This window comes from Citreicella sp. C3M06 (assembly GCF_018860705.1).
Lineage (GTDB): Bacteria > Pseudomonadota > Alphaproteobacteria > Rhodobacterales > Rhodobacteraceae > Salipiger.
Genome location: NZ_JAHKQA010000011.1, coordinates 1 through 22,308, shown reverse-complemented (window position 1 = coordinate 22,308; position 22,308 = coordinate 1). Strand labels below are relative to the sequence as shown.

Annotated in this window: 19 protein-coding genes; 13 read left to right on the top strand and 6 right to left on the bottom strand. The window is 67.0% G+C overall.

Going from position 1 to position 22,308, the window contains the following annotated elements; all coding sequences use genetic code 11:
* Positions 1–48: 48 nt before the first annotated feature.
* Positions 49–381, top strand: coding sequence for a hypothetical protein (locus KO516_RS03365; protein ID WP_216002401.1), 333 nt, complete (start codon positions 49–51; stop codon positions 379–381).
* Positions 378–1,118 (top strand): hypothetical protein, encoded by a 741-nt coding sequence (locus tag KO516_RS03360; RefSeq protein ID WP_216002400.1) that lies wholly within the window; start codon positions 378–380, stop codon positions 1,116–1,118. Before KO516_RS03365 ends, KO516_RS03360 begins: the two co-directional genes overlap by 4 nt.
* Here KO516_RS03360 and KO516_RS03355 read toward each other — a convergent pair.
* Positions 1,115–2,173 carry an OmpA family protein gene (locus KO516_RS03355; protein WP_216002399.1) on the bottom strand — a complete coding sequence of 353 codons (1,059 nt, stop codon included), beginning with the start codon at positions 2,171–2,173 and terminating at the stop codon, positions 1,115–1,117. The genes KO516_RS03360 and KO516_RS03355 overlap by 4 nt on opposite strands.
* 211 nt (positions 2,174–2,384) lie before the next feature.
* Between KO516_RS03355 and KO516_RS03350 the strand changes: the two genes are divergently transcribed.
* The 7 genes from KO516_RS03350 to KO516_RS03320 all read left to right on the top strand — a co-directional run bounded on the left by KO516_RS03350 (position 2,385) and on the right by KO516_RS03320 (position 9,980).
* The gene (locus KO516_RS03350) at positions 2,385–3,845 is read left to right on the top strand and encodes a caspase family protein (protein WP_216002398.1); all 1,461 of its coding nucleotides are present in this window, start codon (positions 2,385–2,387) and stop codon (positions 3,843–3,845) included.
* 136 nt (positions 3,846–3,981) lie between these two features.
* Positions 3,982–5,196, top strand: coding sequence for a hypothetical protein (locus KO516_RS03345; RefSeq protein ID WP_216002397.1), 1,215 nt, complete (start codon positions 3,982–3,984; stop codon positions 5,194–5,196).
* Between the two features lie 3 nt (positions 5,197–5,199).
* Complete coding sequence (locus KO516_RS03340; RefSeq protein ID WP_216002396.1) at positions 5,200–6,216, top strand: DUF2169 domain-containing protein; 1,017 nt, start codon at positions 5,200–5,202, stop codon at positions 6,214–6,216.
* Positions 6,213–7,262, top strand: coding sequence for a 3-oxoacyl-ACP synthase (locus KO516_RS03335; RefSeq protein ID WP_216002395.1), 1,050 nt, complete (start codon positions 6,213–6,215; stop codon positions 7,260–7,262). Before KO516_RS03340 ends, KO516_RS03335 begins: the two co-directional genes overlap by 4 nt.
* Complete coding sequence (locus tag KO516_RS03330; protein WP_216002394.1) at positions 7,255–8,484, top strand: DUF4150 domain-containing protein; 1,230 nt, start codon at positions 7,255–7,257, stop codon at positions 8,482–8,484. Before KO516_RS03335 ends, KO516_RS03330 begins: the two co-directional genes overlap by 8 nt.
* 39 nt (positions 8,485–8,523) lie before the next feature.
* A complete protein-coding gene (locus KO516_RS03325) occupies positions 8,524–9,297 on the top strand; it encodes a hypothetical protein (RefSeq protein WP_216002393.1) in 774 nt (257 codons plus the stop codon).
* Positions 9,294–9,980, top strand: coding sequence for a hypothetical protein (locus tag KO516_RS03320; protein ID WP_216002392.1), 687 nt, complete (start codon positions 9,294–9,296; stop codon positions 9,978–9,980). Before KO516_RS03325 ends, KO516_RS03320 begins: the two co-directional genes overlap by 4 nt.
* On the opposite strand, the gene KO516_RS03315 is transcribed toward KO516_RS03320, so the two are convergent.
* Genes KO516_RS03315 through KO516_RS03305 form a run of 3 tightly spaced genes read right to left on the bottom strand, consistent with a single transcriptional unit; the run spans position 9,977 to position 11,816 of the window.
* The gene (locus KO516_RS03315; RefSeq protein WP_216002391.1) at positions 9,977–10,363 is read right to left on the bottom strand and encodes a DUF6484 domain-containing protein; all 387 of its coding nucleotides are present in this window, start codon (positions 10,361–10,363) and stop codon (positions 9,977–9,979) included. The two genes, KO516_RS03320 and KO516_RS03315, sit on opposite strands and share 4 nt — an antisense overlap.
* Positions 10,364–10,391: 28 nt before the next feature.
* Positions 10,392–11,057 carry a hypothetical protein gene (locus tag KO516_RS03310; RefSeq protein ID WP_216002390.1) on the bottom strand — a complete coding sequence of 222 codons (666 nt, stop codon included), beginning with the start codon at positions 11,055–11,057 and terminating at the stop codon, positions 10,392–10,394.
* 3 nt (positions 11,058–11,060) lie between these two features.
* Entirely contained in the window at positions 11,061–11,816 is a 756-nt protein-coding gene (locus KO516_RS03305) for a hypothetical protein (RefSeq protein WP_216002389.1), read from the bottom strand.
* Between the two features lie 189 nt (positions 11,817–12,005).
* Between KO516_RS03305 and KO516_RS03300 the strand changes: the two genes are divergently transcribed.
* Positions 12,006–13,475, top strand: a complete 1,470-nt coding sequence (locus KO516_RS03300) for a caspase family protein (RefSeq protein WP_216002388.1) — start codon at positions 12,006–12,008, stop codon at positions 13,473–13,475.
* Here KO516_RS03300 and KO516_RS03295 read toward each other — a convergent pair whose 3' ends face one another.
* Positions 13,476–14,849 carry a class I SAM-dependent methyltransferase gene (locus KO516_RS03295; RefSeq protein WP_216002387.1) on the bottom strand — a complete coding sequence of 458 codons (1,374 nt, stop codon included), beginning with the start codon at positions 14,847–14,849 and terminating at the stop codon, positions 13,476–13,478.
* 175 nt (positions 14,850–15,024) lie between these two features.
* On the opposite strand from KO516_RS03295, the gene KO516_RS03290 reads away from it, so the two are divergent.
* Entirely contained in the window at positions 15,025–16,434 is a 1,410-nt protein-coding gene (locus KO516_RS03290) for an alkaline phosphatase D family protein (protein ID WP_216002386.1), read from the top strand.
* Here KO516_RS03290 and KO516_RS03285 read toward each other — a convergent pair.
* Positions 16,431–18,503 carry a serine/threonine protein kinase gene (locus KO516_RS03285; protein WP_216002385.1) on the bottom strand — a complete coding sequence of 691 codons (2,073 nt, stop codon included), beginning with the start codon at positions 18,501–18,503 and terminating at the stop codon, positions 16,431–16,433. The genes KO516_RS03290 and KO516_RS03285 overlap by 4 nt on opposite strands.
* A 141-nt stretch (positions 18,504–18,644) precedes the next feature.
* Here KO516_RS03285 and tssH point away from each other — a divergent pair, with 141 nt between their 5' ends.
* Positions 18,645–21,302 (top strand): type VI secretion system ATPase TssH, encoded by a 2,658-nt coding sequence (gene tssH / locus KO516_RS03280; RefSeq protein ID WP_216002384.1) that lies wholly within the window; start codon positions 18,645–18,647, stop codon positions 21,300–21,302.
* Positions 21,303–21,468: 166 nt separating this feature from the next.
* Positions 21,469–22,308, top strand: an 840-nt coding sequence (locus tag KO516_RS03275; RefSeq protein ID WP_216002383.1) for an ImpA family type VI secretion system protein, incomplete at its 3' end; no start/stop codon positions are given.

The following is a 22,308-nucleotide window of genomic DNA, read 5'->3' as shown; positions in this document are numbered from 1 at the left end:
GGTTTTTAACCGCAGCCGTGCGATCACGGAGGCCGGAGGGCGCCCCTTATGACCAGACCCACCCTTGCCGATTTCCGCAAAGCGCAGCCGGGATGTGAACTGGCGGCGCTGGTCGATCTTGGTGCGCGCACGGTGCTGCTGACGGATAGCGCGGTGCGCCACGCACAGGAACATCTGGACGCGCTCGAACGCGAGGCGCGCCAGCTGTTCGAGGCCGGTGCCCTGTCGCCGGTGATCATTGCCGGCCCGCGCGGCCTGCGCGTCTTTCTGCGCGGCGAGGGGGGCGAGGCGCTGTGCTGCCTGCTGGCGCCGGGGGCGGATGTGTCTGGCATCACGCAGCGCGCCGCTGCGGTGTTTGCGCCGCAGGGAGGCGGCGAATGACCGGTCGTTCCGACGCGGTGGACCTGCGCAGCCTGCTGGGGCGGGCAGCAGCCTATGGCGTTGCGCCCGCGCAGATCACCCACGCTTGCGGGCGCGAAGACGCGCTTGGCGCGGTGTTGCGCGCGCTGCGCGGCTGCGTGCTGCCGCGCTGGCTGGCGGTGGCGCAGGATGGTGTGCCGGTGGCCGACCTGCTGGTCGCGGACGGGCGGCTGGTCGAACTGCGCGGCGCCGACCTGCCGCAAGGGGCGCTGACGGCGCAGGATCTGGATCGGGTCGCGGCGCTGCTGTCGGCGCGGCTGACCGGGGGCGACATCTCGCTGCACCCGCAACGCCCCGAGGTTGCGCCTGACGAGGGCCAGACCGGACTGTGCGCGCGCGATCTTTATGCCGCGCTTGGCCTCGCGCCATCCTTCTGCGCGCCGCAGGATTGGCGCGACACGCTGCTTGGCGCCGCCGCCGAGGTGCTGATCGCGCGCGTGCCGCTGCAAGGCGCCCCAGAGCTACAGGGCGATGTTCCCGCCGACACCATCGAGCGGCTGCAAGGCTGGCTGGGGCCGGGCGGTCTGGCCGAAACGCTTGGCCGGGGCGAGCTGCTGACCTTCGCGTTCGAGGGGCTCGGCATCGCCCTGCTGGTCGCCGACGGGCAGCCAGAGGCGCTGGTGTTTGATGCCGATGCGGTGCCCGACCTTGCGCGTTTCTGGTCCGAGCTGCCGGGCATGGCCGGCGCGGCGCCCTAATTCAGCGCGGTGAATTCGATCCGCCGGTTGCGCGCCTTGTTCTCGGCGCTGTCATTGGGCCGCAGCGGGCGGCTTTCGCCATAGCCGACCACGGTCATGCGCGCGGCGGGAATGCCCTTGTTGCGCAGCCATGCGGCCACCGCCCCGGCGCGTCTTTCGCTGAGCGCCATGTTGGTGGCATCGCTACCATCGGCATCGGTGTGGCCGCCGATCTCGAGCATCAGATCCGGGCAGCGGCTGACAATGTCATAGAGATTGTCCAACAGCGCATTGCTGTCGGCGGTCAGCCGCGCCGAGCCGGCGTTGAAATTGATGTTCCCGGCCTTGGACAGAATTTCGAACCGGCCAAGGCAGGCTTCGCGATCAAAGGCACCGCTGGTTTCCAGCGCCGCCGAGGCCCCGGCGGGGGCAGTGGCAAGCTGCGGCGGCGGCGTGCCCGGCGAGGCCCGGTCAAAGACGAAATCAAAGCTCACCAGCCCCACCGGCACGATATCGACCTGGGCGGCCTCCATCAGCTTTTGCCGACCCTCCTCGAGATTAAAATCGGTCAGCGACAGGGCGATCGGATTGGTGGTCGACACATTCACCCGGTCGTTGCTGATCAGCGTCACGGCGACCTCGGCGCTGCTGGCAAATTCGGCGCCATGCAGGGCCACGAGATAATCGACCGGCACCATCTTGCGCCGCACCGCGTGCAGATCGCGCAGCGCGTCGGGCTCAAGCGTGACCGTGATCGTGGCCTCCGGGAACTTGAAGGTTTCAAAGAACAGGAAACGCATCCGCACATTGCGCAGATCAATATTGGTGTCGACGCTATCCATCAGCACCCGGATCTGCGCCTTGCCATCGGCGTTGATCAGCCCCGAGATCGTCGCGAATTCGCTGGTTTCGGCGATGGTGTCCTTCTTGATCGACATAAATCGCAGCTGCGAGGCCTCGGCATCCAGCGTCCAGCCGTTTTCGAAAGGGTCGATCTGCTGGGCGACAACCGGCGGCGGCAGCAGCGCCATGGCGGCGAAAAACGCTGCAAAGACAGTGGTTTTGGAAAAAATCATCGGGCGGGCCCTTCGTGTGACAGGAACAACATGACTGGAAACAGGGGGCTTGCTATGCAACAATGTTACGCGAAAAACGCCCCTTCGGGCAATATTGTGCTCGGTGGTTTGCGCATTTTCGCTAAACTCCGGGGGGCGCGCCATGTGCAGGGCGCATTTGAATACAACGATTGATCAGCGGATGAACGGCACGGGGCTCGGGGGTTTTCCTATGGCAATTTGCAGATGGCTGATGATGGTGGCGGTGGTCGCGCTTTGCGCTTCGGGGGCGCGGGCCGAAACCCGCATCGCGCTGGTGGTGGGCAATTCCAATTACGTCGCGGTGACGCCGCTGCCCAACCCGGCGAGCGATGCGCGCCTTGTCGCGGCCACCCTGCGCAGCCTTGGCTTCGAGGTGCAGGAGCTGATCGACAGCGACCGCACGGCGCTGGTGCGCGGCATCTCGCAATTTGGGCGCAGCCTGCGGCAGGCGGGCCCCGAGGCGACGGGGCTGTTCTATTATGCCGGGCACGGGGTGCAGAGCTTTGGCAGCAACTACCTGCTGCCGGTCAGCGTGCAATTGCAGGATGCGGCCGATCTCGATCTGGTGGCGGTGGAGGTGCAATCGGTGCTGCGGCAGATGTCTTCGGCGGGGAACCGCACCAATATCATGATCCTCGATGCCTGCCGCAACAACCCGTTCAGCGCCATTCCCGCCTTTGGTGACAATGGCCTTGCCGAGATGAAGGCCCCCACCGGCACCTTTCTGGCCTATGCCACCGCGCCGGGCAGCGTGGCGCTGGACGGGGCGGCGGGCAACAGCCCTTTTACCGCCGCCGTGGCGCGGCTGATGCCGACCCCGGGCCTTGCGATCGAGCAGATGTTCAAGCAGGTGCGGGTCGAGGTGATCCGTGCCACCGGCGGCGCGCAGACGCCTTGGGACAGCTCGTCGCTGACCTCGAACTTCGCGTTTTCCGAGGCGGAAAAGCTCAGCTCGCGCGATCTTGAGGCGCGCCAGTTCTGGGAGTCGATCAAGGACACCCGCGATGCGGTGCAGATCATGCTGTTCCTGCGCGGCTATGGCGACACCGTCTTTGCCGAAGAGGCGCGCACGCTACTGACCGATGTTATTGCGCAGGAACTGGCGGGCGAGGCGGCTCCGGCCTCTGCCACCCCCGCAGGCCCGTCGTCCGAAGAGCAGCGCCTGTTCGACGCGGCGCAGGCGCAGGGCAGCATCGCGGGCTGGCAGCGCTACCTTGAGGGCTATCCCGACGGCACTTTCGCCGAATATGCCAGCGGCGAGGTGGCGGCGCTGAGCGCTGCGGCGGGCAACGACCCCGACGGCGCGGGCGCGCCCGGTCCCGCGCCCGAGGTGATCGCCGCAGCGCCGGCCCCCGCGCCGGACGTGCCGCCAACGTTTCGCGGCCTGCTGGTGTCGCCCGAACCGGCGGTCAACGGGCGCTCGATCGCCGATTTGATCAACTCGACCCCGCTGTTCCCGCCCATCGAGGGCCTGCCCGATGACTACTGGAAAGGCCAGAAATGTTCGAATTGCCACGATTGGACCGAGGATCGCATCTGTGTTCAGGCGCAGACCTACGTGAGCAGCGACAAGGCGCTCGACAAGAAGCATCCGCTGGGCGGCAGCTTCAAGGCGGCGCTGCGCGATTGGGCAGCTGCCGGATGCCCTTAGGTCAGGTTCCCCGGACCTTGACCGCCCCTTCGCGCGAAAGCTGCGCGCGCGCCGGGAATTATGTGCTAGGATTGCAGCAGCATTTGTTTGAATCATAGAATTGGCCAGTCAGGTGTTTTGCGTCCGAAACCGTCTCGTGAACCCGGACCTGCTGCAAATCCATACCGAGGATGCAGCCTTTCTTCTGTCGCAGCGCGCGCTCGCCTGCGAGGCGCCGAATTATCGGCTTGAAGACCTTTACGATCTTGATCAACGGCTTGCCGGTCATCTTGACGGGCTGATCTGCGGCGGCGTGCAGGCTGCGCGGATCGCCTTGGCCGAGGCCGAGCTGACTGAAGCCGCCGATGCGGCGGGGGTGCTGTTGCATGTGGGGCTGCGGCTGGGCCTGCCCGATCTGATCGAGGCGGCCTTTGGCCTTGGCCGCGCGGCGCCCGACCAGCCCTTGCGTCTGGCCGAGGCGGCGGCGTGCTGCGCGCCGGCCCAGCTGTCGGCGGTGATGTCGGGCTGGCTGACCGGACGCGACCCGCTGCCGCGCACGGTGGCGCTGCATGTCTGCCGCATCGCCCGCGCCGATCCGTTCGACCATCTGGCCCGCGCGCTGGGAGATCCCGACCCTGGGGTGATGTCTGCCGCCGCGCGTCTTGCCGGGGAACTGGGTCGCGCCGATCTGCTGCCGCTTGTGCGTGATCTGCCGGGGGACGAGGCGGCGCTGGCCTCGGTGCTGCTGGGCGATGCGGGCGCGGCGCAGCGGCTGGGCGATCCGGCGCGCTTTCCCGGCGGCGCCATGGCGCGGCGCTTTGCCGAAGTGCTGCCACTGGCCTTGCCGCGCGACGAGGCAGCGGAAGGCATCGCCGCGCTGCTCGCCGATCCCGCAACCCGGCGCTGGGGCACGGTGGCCATCGGCACGCTGGGCTGGTCGGGCGGGCTGACCACGCTGCTGCGGTTGATGGAAGAGCCAAGCCAGGCGCGCGTCGCGGTGTCGGCCTTTGAGCAGATCACCGGGCTTTACGTCGCGCATGAAGACATGGAGCTGGAGGATTTCCCCGACGATCCGGACGGGCTCGACCTGTCGGCGGTGGAAAGCTTTGCCGAGGCTGGCACGCCATGGCCCGACCCCGAACTCTTTGCCCGCTGGATCGACAGCCACCAGAAAGGTTACCCCGAGGCGGAACGGCTGCTGCTTGGCCTTGCGGCATGGACATGGGACGGCGCGCCCGGCCCCGAGGTGCGCTATCAGGCGCGCCATCGCTGGATCGCCATCACCCAGGCATTGCGCGCGCCGGGGGCGGCGCTGCCGAACTGGACCTCGCCGCCGCGGGTCAACGGCGCCGGTTTCGGGAGGGCTTGGTGAGCGATGCAGCTGACGAACACCTCTCCGATGGTTGCGCAGACCGGGTTCGGCTTCGATCTGGCGGGGCGCGAGATCGTGCTGGTGGTGATCAAAGCGCGCTACGATTTTCCCGAGCCGGGGGGCGTGCCGCAGCTGGCCGAACTGCAGCCAGAGCCACTGTATTGCGATGTCTTCGGGGCCAATCCCGAAACCGATGCCCCGGTGCTGGAAAACGATTTCGCGCTGATGAAGCCGCTGTGCGATGTGGTCTGCGACGGCATGGCGATGGCGCCGGGCGGGCGTCCGGTGACGGCGCTGACAGTGGGGATGCGTCTGGGGCGCTGGCAAAAGGTGTTCGAGGTGAGCGGCCCGCGGATCTGGCTGCGTTCGGGGCTAGGGCACCGGGTGTCGGACCCGCGCGCCTTTGCCGAGCTGGCCATCGGTTACGATCATGCCTGGGGCGGCAGCGATCCCGACCCGCTGATCCCCGGCCATGCGGCGACATGGCAGGAAAACCCCTGCGGCGTCGGCTATTACCCCAACCGCGCCGAGCGCGAGGGTGCGCCGCTGCCGGTGACCTATCAGCCGGGCAAGCCGGTGAACGACGCGCTGGGGCCCTATCAGCCGATGGCGCTGGGGCCGGTGGGCCGCTCGTGGCTGCCGCGTCGCCGCCATACCGGCACCTACGATCAGCATTGGCTGGATCACCGCACGCCGCTGCTGCCCGAGGATTTCGACTTTCGCTATTTCCAATGCGCCGCGAGTGATCAGCAGATCGCCTATCCGCAGGGGGGCGAGCCGCTGGAATTGCTTGGCCTCACCCCCGAGGGGCGCTTTGGCATGACGCTGCCGCGCGAACGGCTGGTGCTGAGCTTTCTGCGCAAAAACGGCCCGGTCAGCCAGAAACTGCCCAATCTCGATACCATTGTCGTGCATCCGCAACGCCGCCAGTTGTCGCTGACATGGCGCAGCCGTTTCAGTTGCAACCGCGATCTGCACGATCTGGCCGAGATCACCTTGCGCCGCGAGCCGCCGCGATGACCGAGAGCCAGACCATCACCATCCGCGGCTACGCCATGTGGACCGCTTCGGGGCATGACGGGCCATCGTCGGTGGCGGCGATGCGGGCGGAAATGTCGGGCGCGACGCAGGCGATGCTGTGGGATCGCGGCAATGGCGAGCGTCTGCCCGCCTGCCGGGTTCATGCCCATCAATGGTGGGAGGGCGAGACCTACCTGCCGTATCTGGCCGCCCCGGTGATCGCCGAGGCGCAGGAGCGCGCCGCAGAGCTGGGCCATGATCCGCGCGAGGTGCCGGTGATCCTGTGCGTTGCGCCGCCGGGGCGTGCCGGGCGCAGCGCCAAGCTCGAGGAGATCGTGACCGAGGGCATCCCTGCGCTGCTGGGCAGGCCATGGCCGCAGGGCAGCACGGTGATCCCGCGCGGGCGCACGGCGCTGCCATGGGCGCTGGGCCGGGCGCGGCGCAGCGGCGCGGGGCTGGCCATCGTGCTGGGGGTGGAAAGCCTGCTGCAACAGGTGATCGCCGATCATTACCGGCGCGATCGGCGGCTGCTGGGCAGCTCGGCAACCTCGGGGTTGATCCTTGGCGAGGCGGCGGCGGCGGTGCTGGTGTCGCCCGGGCGCGGGCAGGGGCTGGTGCTGACCGGCTTCGGGCGCGGGCAGGAACCATCGCGCGATGGCGGCAGCCGCGACACCCCGGTCACCGGCGAGGGGCTGACGCAGGCGATGCGCTCGGCGCTAGAGGCCGCCGGGCACCCGTTTCACGACATCACCGTGACGCTGGGCGATCTGAACGGCGAACATTACCGGTTCAAGGAGCAGGCCTTTGCCGTCACCCGGCTGGACCGGTTGCCGCCCGAGAACCGCTCGCGCCGCCCGCGCGGGCATGTGGAACACTGGAACGTGGTACGCTGCATCGGCGAATGCGGCGCGGCGATCCTGCCCGCCGCGCTGGGCTGGGCGTTCGAGGCGGGCCGCTCGGGGTTTCTGCCCGGCCGGGCGATGATCTTTGCGGGCGAAGACGATGGCGAGCGGATCGCGATGACGGGGGAATGGTGCGATGGGTAACGTGTTCGCCAACATGCGCGAGGTCAGCGCCAAGAAGGACGGCAACAAGTCGATCTGCGCCATGATGAGCGTGTGCCTGTCGCCGCCCAGCCCTCCTGCCGGGCCGATCCCGATCCCGTACCCGGTCACCGACATGGCCAGCAATACGGTCAACGGCACCGGATCGGTGTTCATTCAGGGCAAGGAGGTCGGCAAGCAGAACGGCTCGGATTACAAGAAATGCAACGGCAATGAACCGGCGACCCGCAGCTTTGGCATGGACGTGGTGTCGCACACGATTCAGGGCAAGACCAAGTTCGAGATGTATTCCTTTGACGTGCTGTTCGAAGGCAAGGGGGCCGAGCGCCTGCTCGATCTGACCTCGACCAACCACATGAACCCCGCCACCGCCTTTACCGCCAGTGTCGCCGGGGGCGCGCCGCCGGGGCCGCCAAACAGCGACGACTGCGCGGCGCTCGAAGCGCGCAACGCCGAGTTTCGCAACCGCGAGCGCGACGACGACCCCAACCCGGATGGCACGCCGCGCCGCAACGACGAGGTTGCGATCAATTCCAGCGGCACCACCTTTCAGCAGGCCGGCACCGTGACCAGCGGTGCCTATGTGCCCGCCGGGGGCAGCGCCGGTGCGGGCTATACCGGAACCTCGGCGACCAATGCGCTGGCCAATGCCAAGAACAACGCGCTGAGCGCGCCCACCACCACCCCCGCGCGTACCGCCCATGTCTATGAACGGGACGGGCGCAGGCACAGGCTGGATGCGCAGGGCAACAAGATCCGCAAGACCAAGGCGGATGGCAGCTTTTACGCCGATACGGTCACCCATTACCGCTTTCCGTTCTGTCCGGACGAGCCCTATGATCATCCCGGCGGCGGGCTGCATGCCCATGCCGAGCTGAACATCCTCAACGATATCGGCAGCTCGGCGCAGGCCTCGGGCCGGACCCTGACCAAGGATGATCGCGTCCTGCTCAAGATCGACTGGAACCACCAGACGCGCGGGAACCCGCCGGGCCAGATCAGCGGTGACGACCGGCCGTGCAGCAATTGCCAGAACGCCATCGAAGCCGCCTGCAAATGCATGACGATCATCATCTGCGACGCCGAGAACGAGCCGGTCGACCGCTGCGAAGAGCCCTATGAGCGCAAGAAGGGAACCAAGCGCAAGGCCGATGACTCCGCGAGGCCCGGCAAGAAGCCAAAGCCAACCAGCCTTGACGGATGACGCCCCCGCAGCCCGGTTGCCAATGAAAGGAGGACAGCGATGGGTGACAGTCTGTACGATATCATGGATCTGCCCGAGGGGCTGGAGACGCCGCCCTACGGCTTCGACTGGACCGGCCCCGAAGACCATCGTGCACCGACCCGGATGACCCCCTTCAAGGAGGCGCTGCTGGGCAAGACCCATAACGCGTTGACCCTGCTGGCGGCGGGATCGATGATCTGGGCGGCGCGTCGGCTGTCTCGGGCCGGGGATGTCACCAAGCTGCTTCAGATCGCCGAGGTCAACCTGTGCTGGCAGGCCAGCCCGCTGTATTTCAACCGCGACAGCCCCTATTTCTTCGAGGAGTACGAAGACGAATACGGTCTGATCGAAGAGATCGTCGAGACCATCGCAATGAACGGAACCACGGATTTTCAGCGCTCTCCGGGCAGGCACAACCCGTTTCCACCCTTGCAGGATACCGCGAACATCGTCGCGCTGAGCCAGCATGTCATGGGGGCGCGTTTCGAAAATGCTTTCAAGGACTGGGCGCGCGGGCTTGTCACCCGCCTTGCCGTGATCGCGCCCAACCCCGAACAGCAGCGCGCCGATCCGCCAAGGCCGAAGGATGACGGCTATAGCGCCTACAAGGCGCGGCTGATCGGCCCGCCGCTGCCGCCCGAGGCGGCTAACCTGTCACTCCCCTTCGACCCGGGCATGCGTGCGGCGCTGTATGCGGCCTTTCTGCAAAAGGTGGACTGGGCGGCAAATCCCTATCTGAACCCGCCGGACAAGATGAAGGCGCTTGGCTTTGCAGGGGAGCCCTACACATGATCGAGCCCACCCTGACGCCAGAACTGGCCCGGCTCGATCGCGCCGCCCCGGTCGAATTCCAATGGGACGAATGGAAGTTCCAGTCGTATTTCTATTTTGGCTTCGACGAGGAACTGGCACGATTCCGCACCCTGACCCCCAATGCCTGCCGGGCGCTGACGCTGGCGCTGTGCGAATGGGTCGAGCACCGGTTTTCAGCCGCCAACGACGATCCGATGCCGCGCGATTACATCGCGGCGGGCTGGGCGGCGCTGGTCAACCGCAGCTGGTCGCGGCACATCGGGCTGGATGACCGGCACTGGTCGGGGCCGGTGCTTGGCCCCTTGATGGCGGGTTTTGGCATCGTCAACGAGATGTTCTATGAATCCGGCGATGCGCCGGACATGGCCTTTCCGGCCTGTTACGCGCTGAACCTGTCGCGGCATGTTCTGCCGGCGGGCGGCGAGTTTGACAGCTGGCTCGAAACGGTGCAGGCGCGGTTGCTGACCCATCATCTTGCGGCGCGTGATCCGCTGATGGAAGGCGACATCTTCGATATCGATTTTCCGCAGGGTGCGCTGGTGCCGCGTAGTGCCTTTGACACGTCGCGCCCCTATACCCCCGATGCCAGCGCCGCCCGCGCCGAGCTGATCGCGCTGGCCCGCGCCGAAGAGGCGCTGGGCAATGAATATGTCGCGCTTTAGTTCAGCTTGACCGAAGCACCCTGCACCCGATTGGCGCCCTCGGCGCGGCTGAGCAGCTGCTTGCCGCGCAAGGTAAGCCGCCCATCCGATGTCAGCGTAACGCTGGTTTCGCCGCAGCGCAGGACCAGCTCGCGCGCGGCCTCGATCACGTGCCGCTCTGGCCGGGGCGGATCGAGCAGCCCGAGGATCAGCAGCCCGGCGCCATCGGCCACCGGCGTCACCGCCAGCTCGGCACCGATGAGCGCGGCGTCAAGCGCCACCAGCGCGCGTGCCGGCATCTGCGCACCATCTGGCAGGGCGACCAGCGCACGCCCTTGTGCATCAAAGCCGGCAAGCGTGGCAAAGCTGACCCCGGCGACATGATTGAAAACGGTGTCCTTCATCAGCGTGCCTCCGATGATGCGCGGCGCGTCATATGGCGCGCAGCAGGATGGTGCCGCTTTCCATCGCGGTCGAGATCTTTTCGAATTGCGCCCGGCGCCGGTCGGAATTGCCGGTCGAGCGGATCAGCGTGGTCTGCGCTTCGCGGATCACCGCTTCGGCGGCGGCGCGGGCCTGTGGCAGGCGGCCCGGCGCAACCGGGGTGAGGGCCCGGCTCGTGGTCTTGGGGGCGCTGCCGGTGCGCCGGGCCTTGGCGCGGGGCAGATCGGCGGCACGGTTGGATTCGGCGATGCGCCTGATCTGCGCCGCGGCATCCTCGAGCGTGCTGCGCACCGCGGCGTAATCGCCGGTGCGTGGCAGATCCTGCGCCACCTCCCAATAGGCATAGGCAAGGCAGTCGACCTTGTAGGCATCCTGCCGCAAGCTGTTGCAGAACCCCACCGAACGCGAGATCGCATCGACGATTTCCTGCGTGCTTGCCTCGTTTGCCTCCTGTGCGGTCAGGCGCGGCTCGCCCGAGGCGATGCTGGTCAGCGGCGGGATGATGGTGATGGGCGGCACCGGGGTCACCGGGAAATGCGCCTGCGGGGTGTGAACGGGGCCGGGCGGCGTGTAGATCGGCCCTTCGCCGCCGTTCTCCTGCGCGAAAAGCGGTGTGGCCAGCGTACAAAGCGCAATGGCGAATGAAATACGCATGGGTCAGCCTCCAAAGGCCTTGGGAAGGACAAAGTTGACGCTGAACACGCCGCGACGCTCGTCGATCGCATCGGTGACATCGACGACCGATGCGGTGATCGACAGCTTGCGGTTGCTCGGGGGTGACCATGAAACGCCCAGCGTGCCGTAATCGCCGTACCATGACACCGAACTGGCCAGCCATGGCGACAGCCCGACGCCGATACCGGCAAAGCCGCCCGGCTCGGTGAAGCGATCGCGCACATGGCTGCCATAGCCCAGCGAGAACATCACCGGGGTCGGGGCGCTGCCGCCGGTGTCGAACAGGTGAAAGCCGGTCAGCATGGCGTCAACGGTGGTATCGTTGTCGTCCGCATTCCCCCATGCGCCGAAATTGCCCACCGACAGGCCAAGATACAGCGGTGTCTGCCCGGCGCTGATCCGTCGGCCCAGCTTTAGCCCGAAAAACCCCGAATCGGCGAAATCGTTCTCCAGCGAAACGATCTGCGAGGTCAGCTGAATGCCCAGCCCGTCGTTGATGTCGCCCAGCCCGAGGCCGAGCGCCAGCGAACCGTCGCCCTCGTCCTCGCTGCTGTTCACGCGCTGCGTGGCATAGGCGAGCGAGGCAAAGACCGAGCCGTGCGGCGCGGTTACAGCCGAGGGAACCCCGAGCAAGGTCAGATGTTTGTCGAGCCCGCTGTCATCCTGCGCCGCGGCTGGAAGCGCCCCGATCAGGGCAAGCGGCAGACAGAGTCCGGGCGGTTTCAGGCACTGGTACATGGGTAAAGTCTTTCGAACAAAAATACAGAAGTGCTGTAACGTAAGCTTGCCCAGAAATGCCGCAAATTTCCAGAGTTTCCTTCCCGGATCGGCACATCTGTGCCATGATCCTTCTCGCAAGGATTGCATGATGCCCCAGATTTCCTGCCCGGCCCGCATCGACGGGCACAGCCAAAAAGACCCACCGCCATGACCCGTGTCCTGTTTGTGATCCTGTGCGTCTGGGGGGGCTGTGCGGCGGCGTCCGAGCGCATCGCGCTGGTGATGGGGGTGGCGCAATACGCCGCAATTCCGCAGCTGGCCAACACGGTGAACGACGCTCATGGCATTGCGGCAACCCTGTCGGGCATCGGCTTTGATGTCACCGAGCTGACCGACCCGACAGGCACGCAGATGGCGACCGCGCTGCGCGATTTCGCCTTTCAGGCGGAAACCGCTGATCTGGCGCTGATCTATTTCGCCGGGCACGGGGTGGAATTTCAGGGCGAGAATTACCTGATCCCCGCCGACGCCAAGGTCGCCTCAAACCGCGAGGTGGCCGATCAGGCGCTGTCGCTGAATGATTTCCTGCAAGCGGTAGACCGGGCGCGCAAGATGCGCATCGTCATTCTGGATTCCTGCCGCGACAACCCGTTTGGCGATCTCGTTGCCCCTGACAGCGCGACCACCAGCGCCGAGGGCGTGGTCGGGGGTGGCACCCGCAGCCTTGGCGGCATGGCGCAGCCGACGCCCGATCGCGGTACGCTGGTGGCCTTTGCCGCCAAGGATGGTGCGGTGGCGCTGGATGGCACTGGCGCCAACAGCCCTTTTGCCGCCGCGCTGATGGACCGACTGAAACAGCCGGGGCTCGAGATCAGCCTGATGTTCCGGCAGGTGCGCGATCAAGTGCTGCAAGCCACCGGCAACCGGCAGGAGCCGCACACCTATGGCTCGCTCTCGGGCATTCCGTTCTATCTTGCGGGGGGCGATCAACTGGCGGCTGATCCGGTGCTGGCGTGGTCTTCGCTGCGCCCCGACGACGAGGCGCAGCTGGCAATGCTGGCCGATGGTGGTGACACCCGCTCGCTGCTGGGGCTGGCCTATATGCGGCTCAACCCGTCGGATGCGCGGTTCGATCCCGGCAAGGCGGCCGAATACCTGACGCGCGCGGCAGAGGGGGGCTCTCCGGAGGCGCAGTTCGAACTGGCGCGCCAATACGAGACCGGCAAGGGCGTGCCGCAGGATCCGGCCCGTGCGCTGGAGCTGTATCAGGCAGCGGCACGGCAGGACTATCCCGATGCGCTCAACGAGATGGGGTTTTTCCAGTATCAGGGGATGCTGGGGCTGCCCGCAGATCCGGCCAAGGCGATGATCTATTTCGAACGCGCGGCCGATCTGCGCCACCCGCAGGCGATGTTCAACTTTGCGGCGCTGATCGACGACGGGCTGATCGGCGGCAAGGGGCCGGACGCGGCGGCGGCCTATCTGTATGACGCGCTGCGGGCGGGCAGCACCGAGGTGCTCAAGGTGCTGACGGAGCATCCCGACCAGTTCAAGCCCGAAACGCGTAGGGCGCTTCAGGCCCGGCTTCAGGAGAATGCCTTTTACCAAGGCGCGCTTGACGGTGATTTCGGCCCCGGCACCCAGCGCGGGCTGCGCGCCGCCTATGGTATCGAATGATCAGCTCGTCAGCTCCAGCGCGCTGAGCCGGTCCAGATCAAGCGCGTCGCAGTCGCGCTGCCCATAGGCGATCTTCTGTAGCTTTTCGGGCAACATCACCACGCCGCCCAGCACTGGTGAGGCAAGGCAGGGCAGGACGTGCCGCCTCGCGTCGAAATGCGCCTTGCCGACGGCGTTGAAGGCACGGGCGCCGTCGCGCGCGGCGGCGATCTCGTCGTCGGTGCGGATCACCAGCAGGTTGCCCTTGATGATCTGCACCAGAACCGCCTGTAGCGCCCGCTGCGGATCAAGCACCAGCGCATCGACGATATCGCCGATCAGGCTGGGCCCGTCGGAGACGGCGCGGGCGATGGAATCCTCGATGTCGGGCTCGGCGACAGGGCTGTCGCGCAGCGTCAGCCGGGCCAGCGGCCCGAAGCCCGCGTCGCGGTTCCAGCCCAGAACCCGCAAGCCGCGCAGCCCGTCGATCATCTCGGGTCCGCTCAGCCGAGGGGCGCCGCGATGAAACAGATCGTTGCGAAAGCTGCGCCCATAGGCCAGATCGCGGGCGGTCTGGGTCCAGCCTTCCGCGGTGCCGCGCGTGACCATTTCAAGCCGCGCGCCCTCTAGAAACAGCGGATCGAACTGTTCCGACAGCTCGCTGGGGCAGGCAAAGCCCATCTTGGCGGCACCAAGCGCGGCCTCGATCTGCGGATGCCAGCAGGCGCCGCCCCATGTGGCGCCGATCTCATGCGCAAGGAACCTGTCGGGCATCTGCGACAGCCGCTGCCACAGCGTGCGCAGTTGCAGATTGTCACTGAGCGCGAGGTATTGCTCGGTGGCGAGCCGGGCGGCGGTGTAGGGCGCCGACGGATCGCCCTGCGGGGCGCTGCGAAAGATCTGCCTTATCGGTTCCGCCGCCGCCCAGCCCGCCATGCAGTTATAGCCCGCATAGGCCAGCCCGCCGGGGGCCAGCCACTTGCCCAGAACCGCGACGATCTCTCCTTGCGTGTCTGCATCGACCCATGTCCAGACGCCGTGCAGGGCGGCGTAGTCGAATTGCTCGGGGCACGGAGCGTCGGCCAGCTCGGCAAAGCTGGCTTCTTCGATGCGGATGTTGGACAGCCCGACCTCGGCGATCAGCTTGCGTGCGCGCACCACCAGTTCGGGCATGAAATCGACGCCAAGGAAATCGGCCTCGGGGTAGAGCGCGGCCAGCGCGATCAGCGTATGGGCCGAGCCGCAGCCCAGTTCCAGAAAGCGGAACCGCCGGGTCGAGGGCATCGACACCCGCGCCGCCAGCAATGCCGTTCGCCAGCGAAACGGCGAGATCTCGGGCTGCATCGTGTCAAGGTAGGCGTTGTGGGCCGGGTAGCCTCTGGACCAGTCGGACATGCGGCGCCTTTCGAAGCTGAACACTCGGGCGATGATATCGCGACCATCCTGCCCTGTTCGCCCACATCGGAAAACCCGCTTTGCGCGGCATTGCGTCGGGTCTTTCGACAAAGACGGGGTTTTCCTGCGTATCAAGCCTATCTCATCGCAAAACAGCGGCAAGGAAGGCAGGCGCATGACGACAGGTGGCGAACGGGTTGGCCCGGTGCTCTTTTTCCGGGGCATGGAGGGGCAGGGCGTGCGGCTGGCAGCGCTTCTGATCTGCCCCGCTGGCGAGCAGCCCGGCGCGCTGCGCGCGGGCGGGCAGGATGTGGCGCCGCAGCGGCTGACAAGCTGCGCGGGCCGGGTGGCGTGGCGCTATGATTTCGCGCTGGGCGCGGGTGATCCGGCCTATGCGCTGGGCGGCGTGTCCTATGCCGTGAGCCTGCCGACACAGGGCGACATCAGCATCGCCTATGTCTCGTGCAACGGGCAGGAACATGGCGATTGGGATCGCCCCGCCGATCTGCGCAACGCCATGTGGCAGCGATTGGCGCGGCGCCACGCGGCCACGCCGTTCTGCCTGTTGCTGATGGGCGGCGATCAGGTCTATGCCGACGCGGCGACCGATGGCCACCCCCTGACCAACGACTGGCCCGAACACATCCCCCGCGCCCCTTCGCCCGAGGCGCTGCGCGGGCTGGAAACCCATCTGCGCGAACGATTCTTCGATCTGTACCTGCGCGGCTTTGCGGCGGGGCCTTGCGCGCAACTGGTGGCGCGGGTGCCGCAGCTCTCGATGTGGGACGATCACGACATCTGCGATGGCTGGGGCTCGCTGTCCTCCGAGGCGACGCATTCGGCCATCGGGCAATGCCTGTTCCACGTCGCACGCGAAATGGCGCTGCTGTTCCAGCACGGCGCCGTGGAAGCCGACGCGCCGCAGCTCTTCCTTGATCCGGGCGGGCAAAGCCTGTCGTGGCGCCATGCGCTGCCCGGTGTGACGCTGCTGGCGCCGGATCTGCGTTCGGAACGCGGGCGGCGGCAGGTCATGGGGCTCGAAGGCTGGAAGGGCGTCGAAGAGACGCAAGGCGGCGGGCGGATGTTCCTGCTGTCGTCGGTGCCGCTGCTGGGGCCGCGGCTGTCGCTGATCGAAGGCGCGATGATGGCGATCCCGAAGATGCAGAAATACGAAGACGACCTGCGCGACCAGTGGCAAAGCCGCGCCCACCGCGCCGAATGGCGGCGGATGCTGTGCGAAGTGCTGCGGATGCATGCGCGCGGCCCGGTGACGGTGTTGTCGGGTGAAATCCACCTTGCCACCCGCGCCGAGATGACAACCCCGGACGGGCCGCTGCACCAGCTGGTGGCCTCGGGGATTTCGCACGGCGCGCCGTCGGTGTGGTACGCACGGGCGTTGGGGCTGCTGTCGGGGCTGGGCGAGGCGCCGCTGGAGCGCCACCCGATCCGCATCCTGCCGCTGCCCGGCCAGCGCCGCCGCTACGTGGCGCAGCGCAATTTCCTTGCGTTGGAACGGCGGGGCGGCGAATGGCGCGCGATATGGGAGCTTGAGGAAACCGGCCCCACGCCGCCGCTGGCGATCTAGGGGCGCGCGTCGATGATGCGCGAGGCAAGGCCAAGGATGACATCCTCGCGCCCCGGCAGGTCTTCGGCCAGCGCCTCGGCAAGAGCGGCGACGCTTTCGTCGCGCGGGCGGCGCATGTCGAACAGCGGCTCGGAGGACAGGATCGCCACGATCTCGGATTTGCCGTAATCGCCCTCGGTGACCTCGACCGCCAGCCGCGTCGGGTCTTCGGACAGCGCCTCGATCGGCCAGAGCACGCGGATGCGGCGCAGCCCGGCCTCGATGCTGCCAAGCCGACTGACCTGCGTTTCCCCGGCGTTGACGTTGGGCAGCAGGTGAAACACCTTGCCGGTGTTGTCGACCACCATCACCCAGAGCGTGCCATCTATGGTTGCGGGCAGCTGGATCTCGGCGACAGGGTTGTCGCCGGTGCGGAACACCCCGGTCAGCGCCGCCTCGCCGCTGGCACCGCGCCCCAGCCAGATCGACAACGGGCCGGGCGCGACCTGTGGCAGTGCGGCGCGGATGGCGCATAGATCGGGGTTCAGCACACGGGTTTCCAGCCGCAGGCTGCGATCGCCAATCACCGGGGTCAGGGCGTCGCCAAGCGCGGTGTTCACCGCCTCCGACGATACATCTCCGGTCAGCGTTATGGTGTCGAACAGCGCATAGCTGGTGGCATCGCCATCAAGCTGCGCCAGCGGGCCGCAATCGGACAGGTGGCCCAGCAGCGGCGCGATCGCCGAGGCGGGCAGGGTTCGTGGCCCGGCGACAAGATCGGTGCTGAGCGACAGCGCGCCGCCGGGCGTGGCAAGCGCCGTGCGCAGGGCGTCGCGGCTGGCAAGATCGGGCGCCAGCCCGGTCAGATGCGCCGAGCTGTCGGTCACCGCCAGTTCGAAGCTGTTCAGCGGGGCAAGCCGCGCCAGCAGCGCCGCGATCTCGTCGGGCCATGTTTCGAACGGCAGGCCGATGGCCAGCGTCAGCCCATCGGCGGGCGGGGCTTCGCCCGTGGCCTGCGCAAAGGCGGCGCGCAGCGCCTCGGCGGCGGCCTCGTCCGGGGCATTGCCGCTTAGCACCGATTCGCCGCTGCCATGCATCGCCGCCAGCCGATAGGGCGCCGCCTGCGGCAGCGGCGACGTGCCCAGCCCATCAAGCGCGCCCGACAGCCACGCGCCAAGCCCGCCCAGCACCAGCGCCCCGAGCACGCCGGCCAGCACCAGCCCCTTGCGGGAGCGGCGCGGCGGCGCCAGTTCGGAGGGCTTGAGCCAGCCATCAAGCCGCGTGAGGACTTCTTGCGCGCTCTGCGGGCGCTGCAAGGGATCGGGGGCGCAGAGCCAGTCGACCAGTTCTTTCAGCGGCGCGCCAAGCCCCGTGCTGTCAAGCGTGCGCGCCTTGAACCGCACCACCTCGCCGGGGCTGGTGCCCACATCGGGCACCTCGCGCCGCGCCGCCGCCAGCAGCGAAGCCCCAAGCGCGTAGAAATCCGCCGTGGTATCGGCGTTGCCGTCCAGCTGTTCGGGTGCGGCGTATTCGTATTTTCCGGCGAATTGCTTGCCGACGATGGTGCGCGCCCCCGTCGCCGTATCCTTGGCGATGCCGAAATCGATGATCGTCGCCTTGTCAGGCCGCCCGCCGCGCAGGATGATATTGTCGGGCGAAAGGTCGCGGTGCACGATGCCTTGGGCATGGGTCGCGCGCAGACCTTCCAGCACCCGGTGCGCCACGATCAGCAGATCGTGTTCGTCGATCCGCCCTTCGAGCATCAGCTCGTTCAGCGACGGGCCCTCGATGTAATCCATCACCAGAAACACATGCCCGTCGGTCGAGCGCGAACATTCCCAATAGCGCACCACCGCATCGTCGAAGATGCTGCGCATCTGCTCTTCGCGCTTCATCAGCTCGATATATTCCGACTGGCCGCTGAACTGCGCGTTCAGCGCCTTGATCGCTACCTTGCGCTCGGTCACCTGATTGCGCGCAAGGTAGACCTCGCCGGTGCCACCGCGCCCCAGAACGCCCAGAATCTCATGCGTGTTGTTCAGCACATCGCCGGGCGCGAAGATGTCGGACGGGAAGGGCGGTGTCGTCATGGCGTCAGGCCTCGCGTCCGGAGCATTTGCAAAAATCTCGCGTCAAACCGCGTTCTGGGCTAAGCTGCCCGCAGAATATCATTCGATTATTTCATTCCGGGCCCCTCCGGACAACTATTATTACCATGAGAGGTCGCAGCCATGGCCCAACGCGGATCGACCGAGACGATCAAGCGCAAGGAACTTGTCGGCAAACTCAACCCTACCTGTCTCAAGGCTTTTTCCGAGGCGGCGCAGGCGGCCAAGCGGCGTGGCAACCCCTATGTCGAGCTGGTGCACTTCATCACCGCACTCGCCGATACCGAGTTTTCCGACATGGCGATTCTTCTAGAGGTTGCTGGGGTCGACCGCCACCGCTTTGATGGCGACATCCTCAAGGCCACCGATGCGCTGCCCCATGGCGCTGGCTCTGTCGAGGAATTCTCCGACCACATCTTTCGCGCCATCCAGGAGGCGTGGAGCCTTGCGACGCTGGAATTCAGCGATACCGAGGTGCGCTCGGCCTACATCCTGCTTGCGGCGCTCAAGGTGCCGGTGCTCGAAGGGCTGCTGTTCAAGATCAGCCTCGAATTCGACAAGATCGGTGCGGGCATGGCCGAACAGCTCGACACGCTGCTGGTCGACAGCATCGAACGCCCCGCCACCGCCCCCGAGGCGAAGAAAGCCGCGCCGGGGGGCAAGTCGGCACTGGGGCAATACGCCACCAACCTGACCGAGCAGGCGCGGGCCGGCAAGATGGACCCGGTGGTCGGGCGCGATCCGGAAATCCGCCAGATCGTCGACATCCTGCTGCGGCGCAAGCAGAACAACCCGATCCTGACCGGCGAGGCTGGCGTGGGCAAGACCGCCGTGGTCGAAGGCTTCGCGCAGCGTCTTGCCCGCGGCGACGTGCCGCCGCAGCTGCGCAATGTCGAACTGCACCTGTTGGATATCGGCCTGATGCAGGCCGGGGCCTCGGTGAAGGGCGAGTTCGAAAAGCGTCTCAAGGCGGTGATTCAAGAGGTGCAAAGCAGCGACATCCCGATCATCCTGTTCATCGACGAGGCCCATACGCTGATCGGTGCGGGCGGCAGCGCTGGCACCGGCGATGCGGCCAACCTGCTCAAACCGGCGCTGGCGCGGGGCGAATTGCGCACCATCGCGGCCACCACATGGGCCGAGTACAAGCAGCATATCGAACCAGACCCGGCGCTGACCCGCCGGTTCCAGACCGTCGTGGTCGATGAACCCGACGAGGCCAAGGCGGTGCTGATGTGCCGCGGCGTTGCCGGGGTGCTGGAAAAGCACCACGAGGTCGAATTGCTCGATGAAAGCATCGAGGCGGCGGTGTCGCTGTCGCACCGTTACATCCCGGCGCGGCAACTGCCGGACAAGGCGATCTCGCTGCTCGATACCGCCTGTGCGCGGGTGGCGGTCAGCCAGCACGCCACTCCCGCCGAGGTGGAGGATTGCGAGCGCCGCCTTGCCGCCCTGATGATCGAGGAGGGCATCATCGAACGCGAAGAGGCCATCGGCATCGAGGTGGCCGAGCGCGCCGCCACGGTCGCCGCCGCCCTGATAGAGGCGCAGGCGGCGCTCGATGCCGCCAACGCCCGGTGGGATATCGAAAAGGCCATCGTCGCGGAAATCCTCGAGCTGCGCGCCCAGCTGCGCGGCGCGGGCGCGGCGCTCGATGACACCGGCGCGCTTGGCGATGTGCCGGACTTCGACCGGGGCGCGACGCTGGACGCGCTGCGCGAGCGCATGGCGACGCTTGAGGCGGCGCAGGGCGAAACCCCGCTGATCCTGCCGGCGGTCGATGCCATGGCCGTCGCCTCGGTGGTGCAGGACTGGACCGGCATTCCCATGGGGCGGATGCTGGCGAGCCAGACCGAAAAGGCGCTGTCGCTGGCCACAGATCTGGCGCGGCGGGTGGTCGGGCAGGACCATGCCATGGCGATGATCGCCAACCGCATCCAGACCTCGGCGGCGGGGCTGAAGGCGCCGGAAAAACCGGTGGGTGTGTTCCTGCTGTGTGGCCCCTCGGGCGTTGGCAAGACCGAAACCGCGCTGGCGCTGGCCGAGCTGATGTATGGCGGCGAAGACAACCTCATCTCGATCAACATGAGCGAATATCAGGAGGCCCATACCGTCAGCACGCTCAAGGGCGCACCGCCGGGCTATGTTGGCTACGGCAAGGGCGGCGTGCTCACCGAGGCCGTGCGGCGGCGGCCCTATAGCGTGGTGCTGCTCGACGAGGTCGAGAAGGCCCATAGCGACGTGCACGAGATCTTCTTTCAGGTCTTTGACAAGGGCATGATGGATGACAGCGAAGGGCGCCGCATCGATTTCAAGAACACGCTGATCCTGCTGACCTCGAACGTCGGCTCGGACGAGATCATGCGCCTGACCGGAAATGGCAGCGCATGGGTCGACGATCAGCAGCTGAGCGATGCGTTGCGCCCGGCGCTGCTGAAGGTGTTTCCGGCGGCGCTTCTGGGGCGGGTGGTGACGATCCCGTACTACCCGCTGAGCGAGCAGATGATCGAGACCATCGCGGGGCACAAGCTGCGCGGCATCGCACGGCGGCTGGGCGAAGGCTATGGCGCCGAACTGGTCATGGGCGAGGGCGCACTGCAGCTGATCAAGGACCGCTGCACCGAGATCGAAAGCGGCGGGCGGATGATCGACGCGATCCTGACCAACACCCTGCTGCCAGAGCTGTCGCGCCGCATTCTGGGCGCGAAACTGGACGGGCAGGCGATCTCGCGGGTGACCGTCACCGGCGGGCCGGCAGGGTTCGACTACAGCTTCGAGTGATGCCGCCGCGCGTTTCCGGTGATGCCGTTTCGCGTCTTGCGCAATGCCGCGCTGCGGCAAGCGGCGCCAGAGGCATGGATTTCCGTACCGTCAACTTTGTTGCCAGAATCAAGGTGCTCTGCGACACTCCTGATAGTTGTTTGTGTTTTTCCCAGAGGCCGATTTCATGGACGTCTCGACTCTTCTTGCACCGATTGAGGGCCCCGCGCCCTCGGGCGTGGAGCTGAGGCACGATGACCGTTTCCTTGCGATCGACCGGCTTCTGGACCCGGCAGACAAAAGCGTAAGGCTCAACCCGGACGGAAGCATCAACGGCGGTGCGCCGCAGGTTTCCTGGCAGCTGGTGTCGGATCAGGGCATGGCGCTGGCCAGCGAAGGGCGCGATCTGAAGCTGCTGGTGATCCTCGTGCGGGCGGGGTTTGCGCTCGACGGGTTCGGCGGGCTTGCGCAGGGGCTGGACATGCTGACCCAGACGCTGGCGCAATACTGGGACAGCCTGCACCCGGCGCTGCGCGAGCGGCCGGATGCCAAGGCCGCATCGCTGCCCCGTGCCAACGCGCTGAAGGATCTCGAGAACGACGACAACGGCCTGCTCGGCGATCTGCGCTTTGGGTTTCCGCTGGTGGTACGCGGCATCGGCCCGATCTCGGGCGACGATCTGGCCAGCGCCGTGCTGAGCGATTTCGCCATGCTCAACCGCGCCGCCTCCGGGCTGTCGCAGGCGGAAAAGGATGCGCTGGTCTCGGCGCATGGCCAGCGCGTCAGCCGGGTCAGCGCCGCGTCGCGGGCGTTTGCTGCCGAGCAACCCGAGGAGGCTGCGGCGATGATCGCCGGGCTCGAGGCCTGCACCGCCGGGGTTCAGGCGCTGGAACGGGCTTTCGAGGCCGCCACCGGCCTGCCGGAAGGGCAGGCGCTGGTTCTGCCCGAGCTGCGCGGATTTCTGGACAACGCTGCTGCCACGCTCTGCGCCGGGCGCGATGCGGTGGCGGGGCTGGCGGCGCCGGAG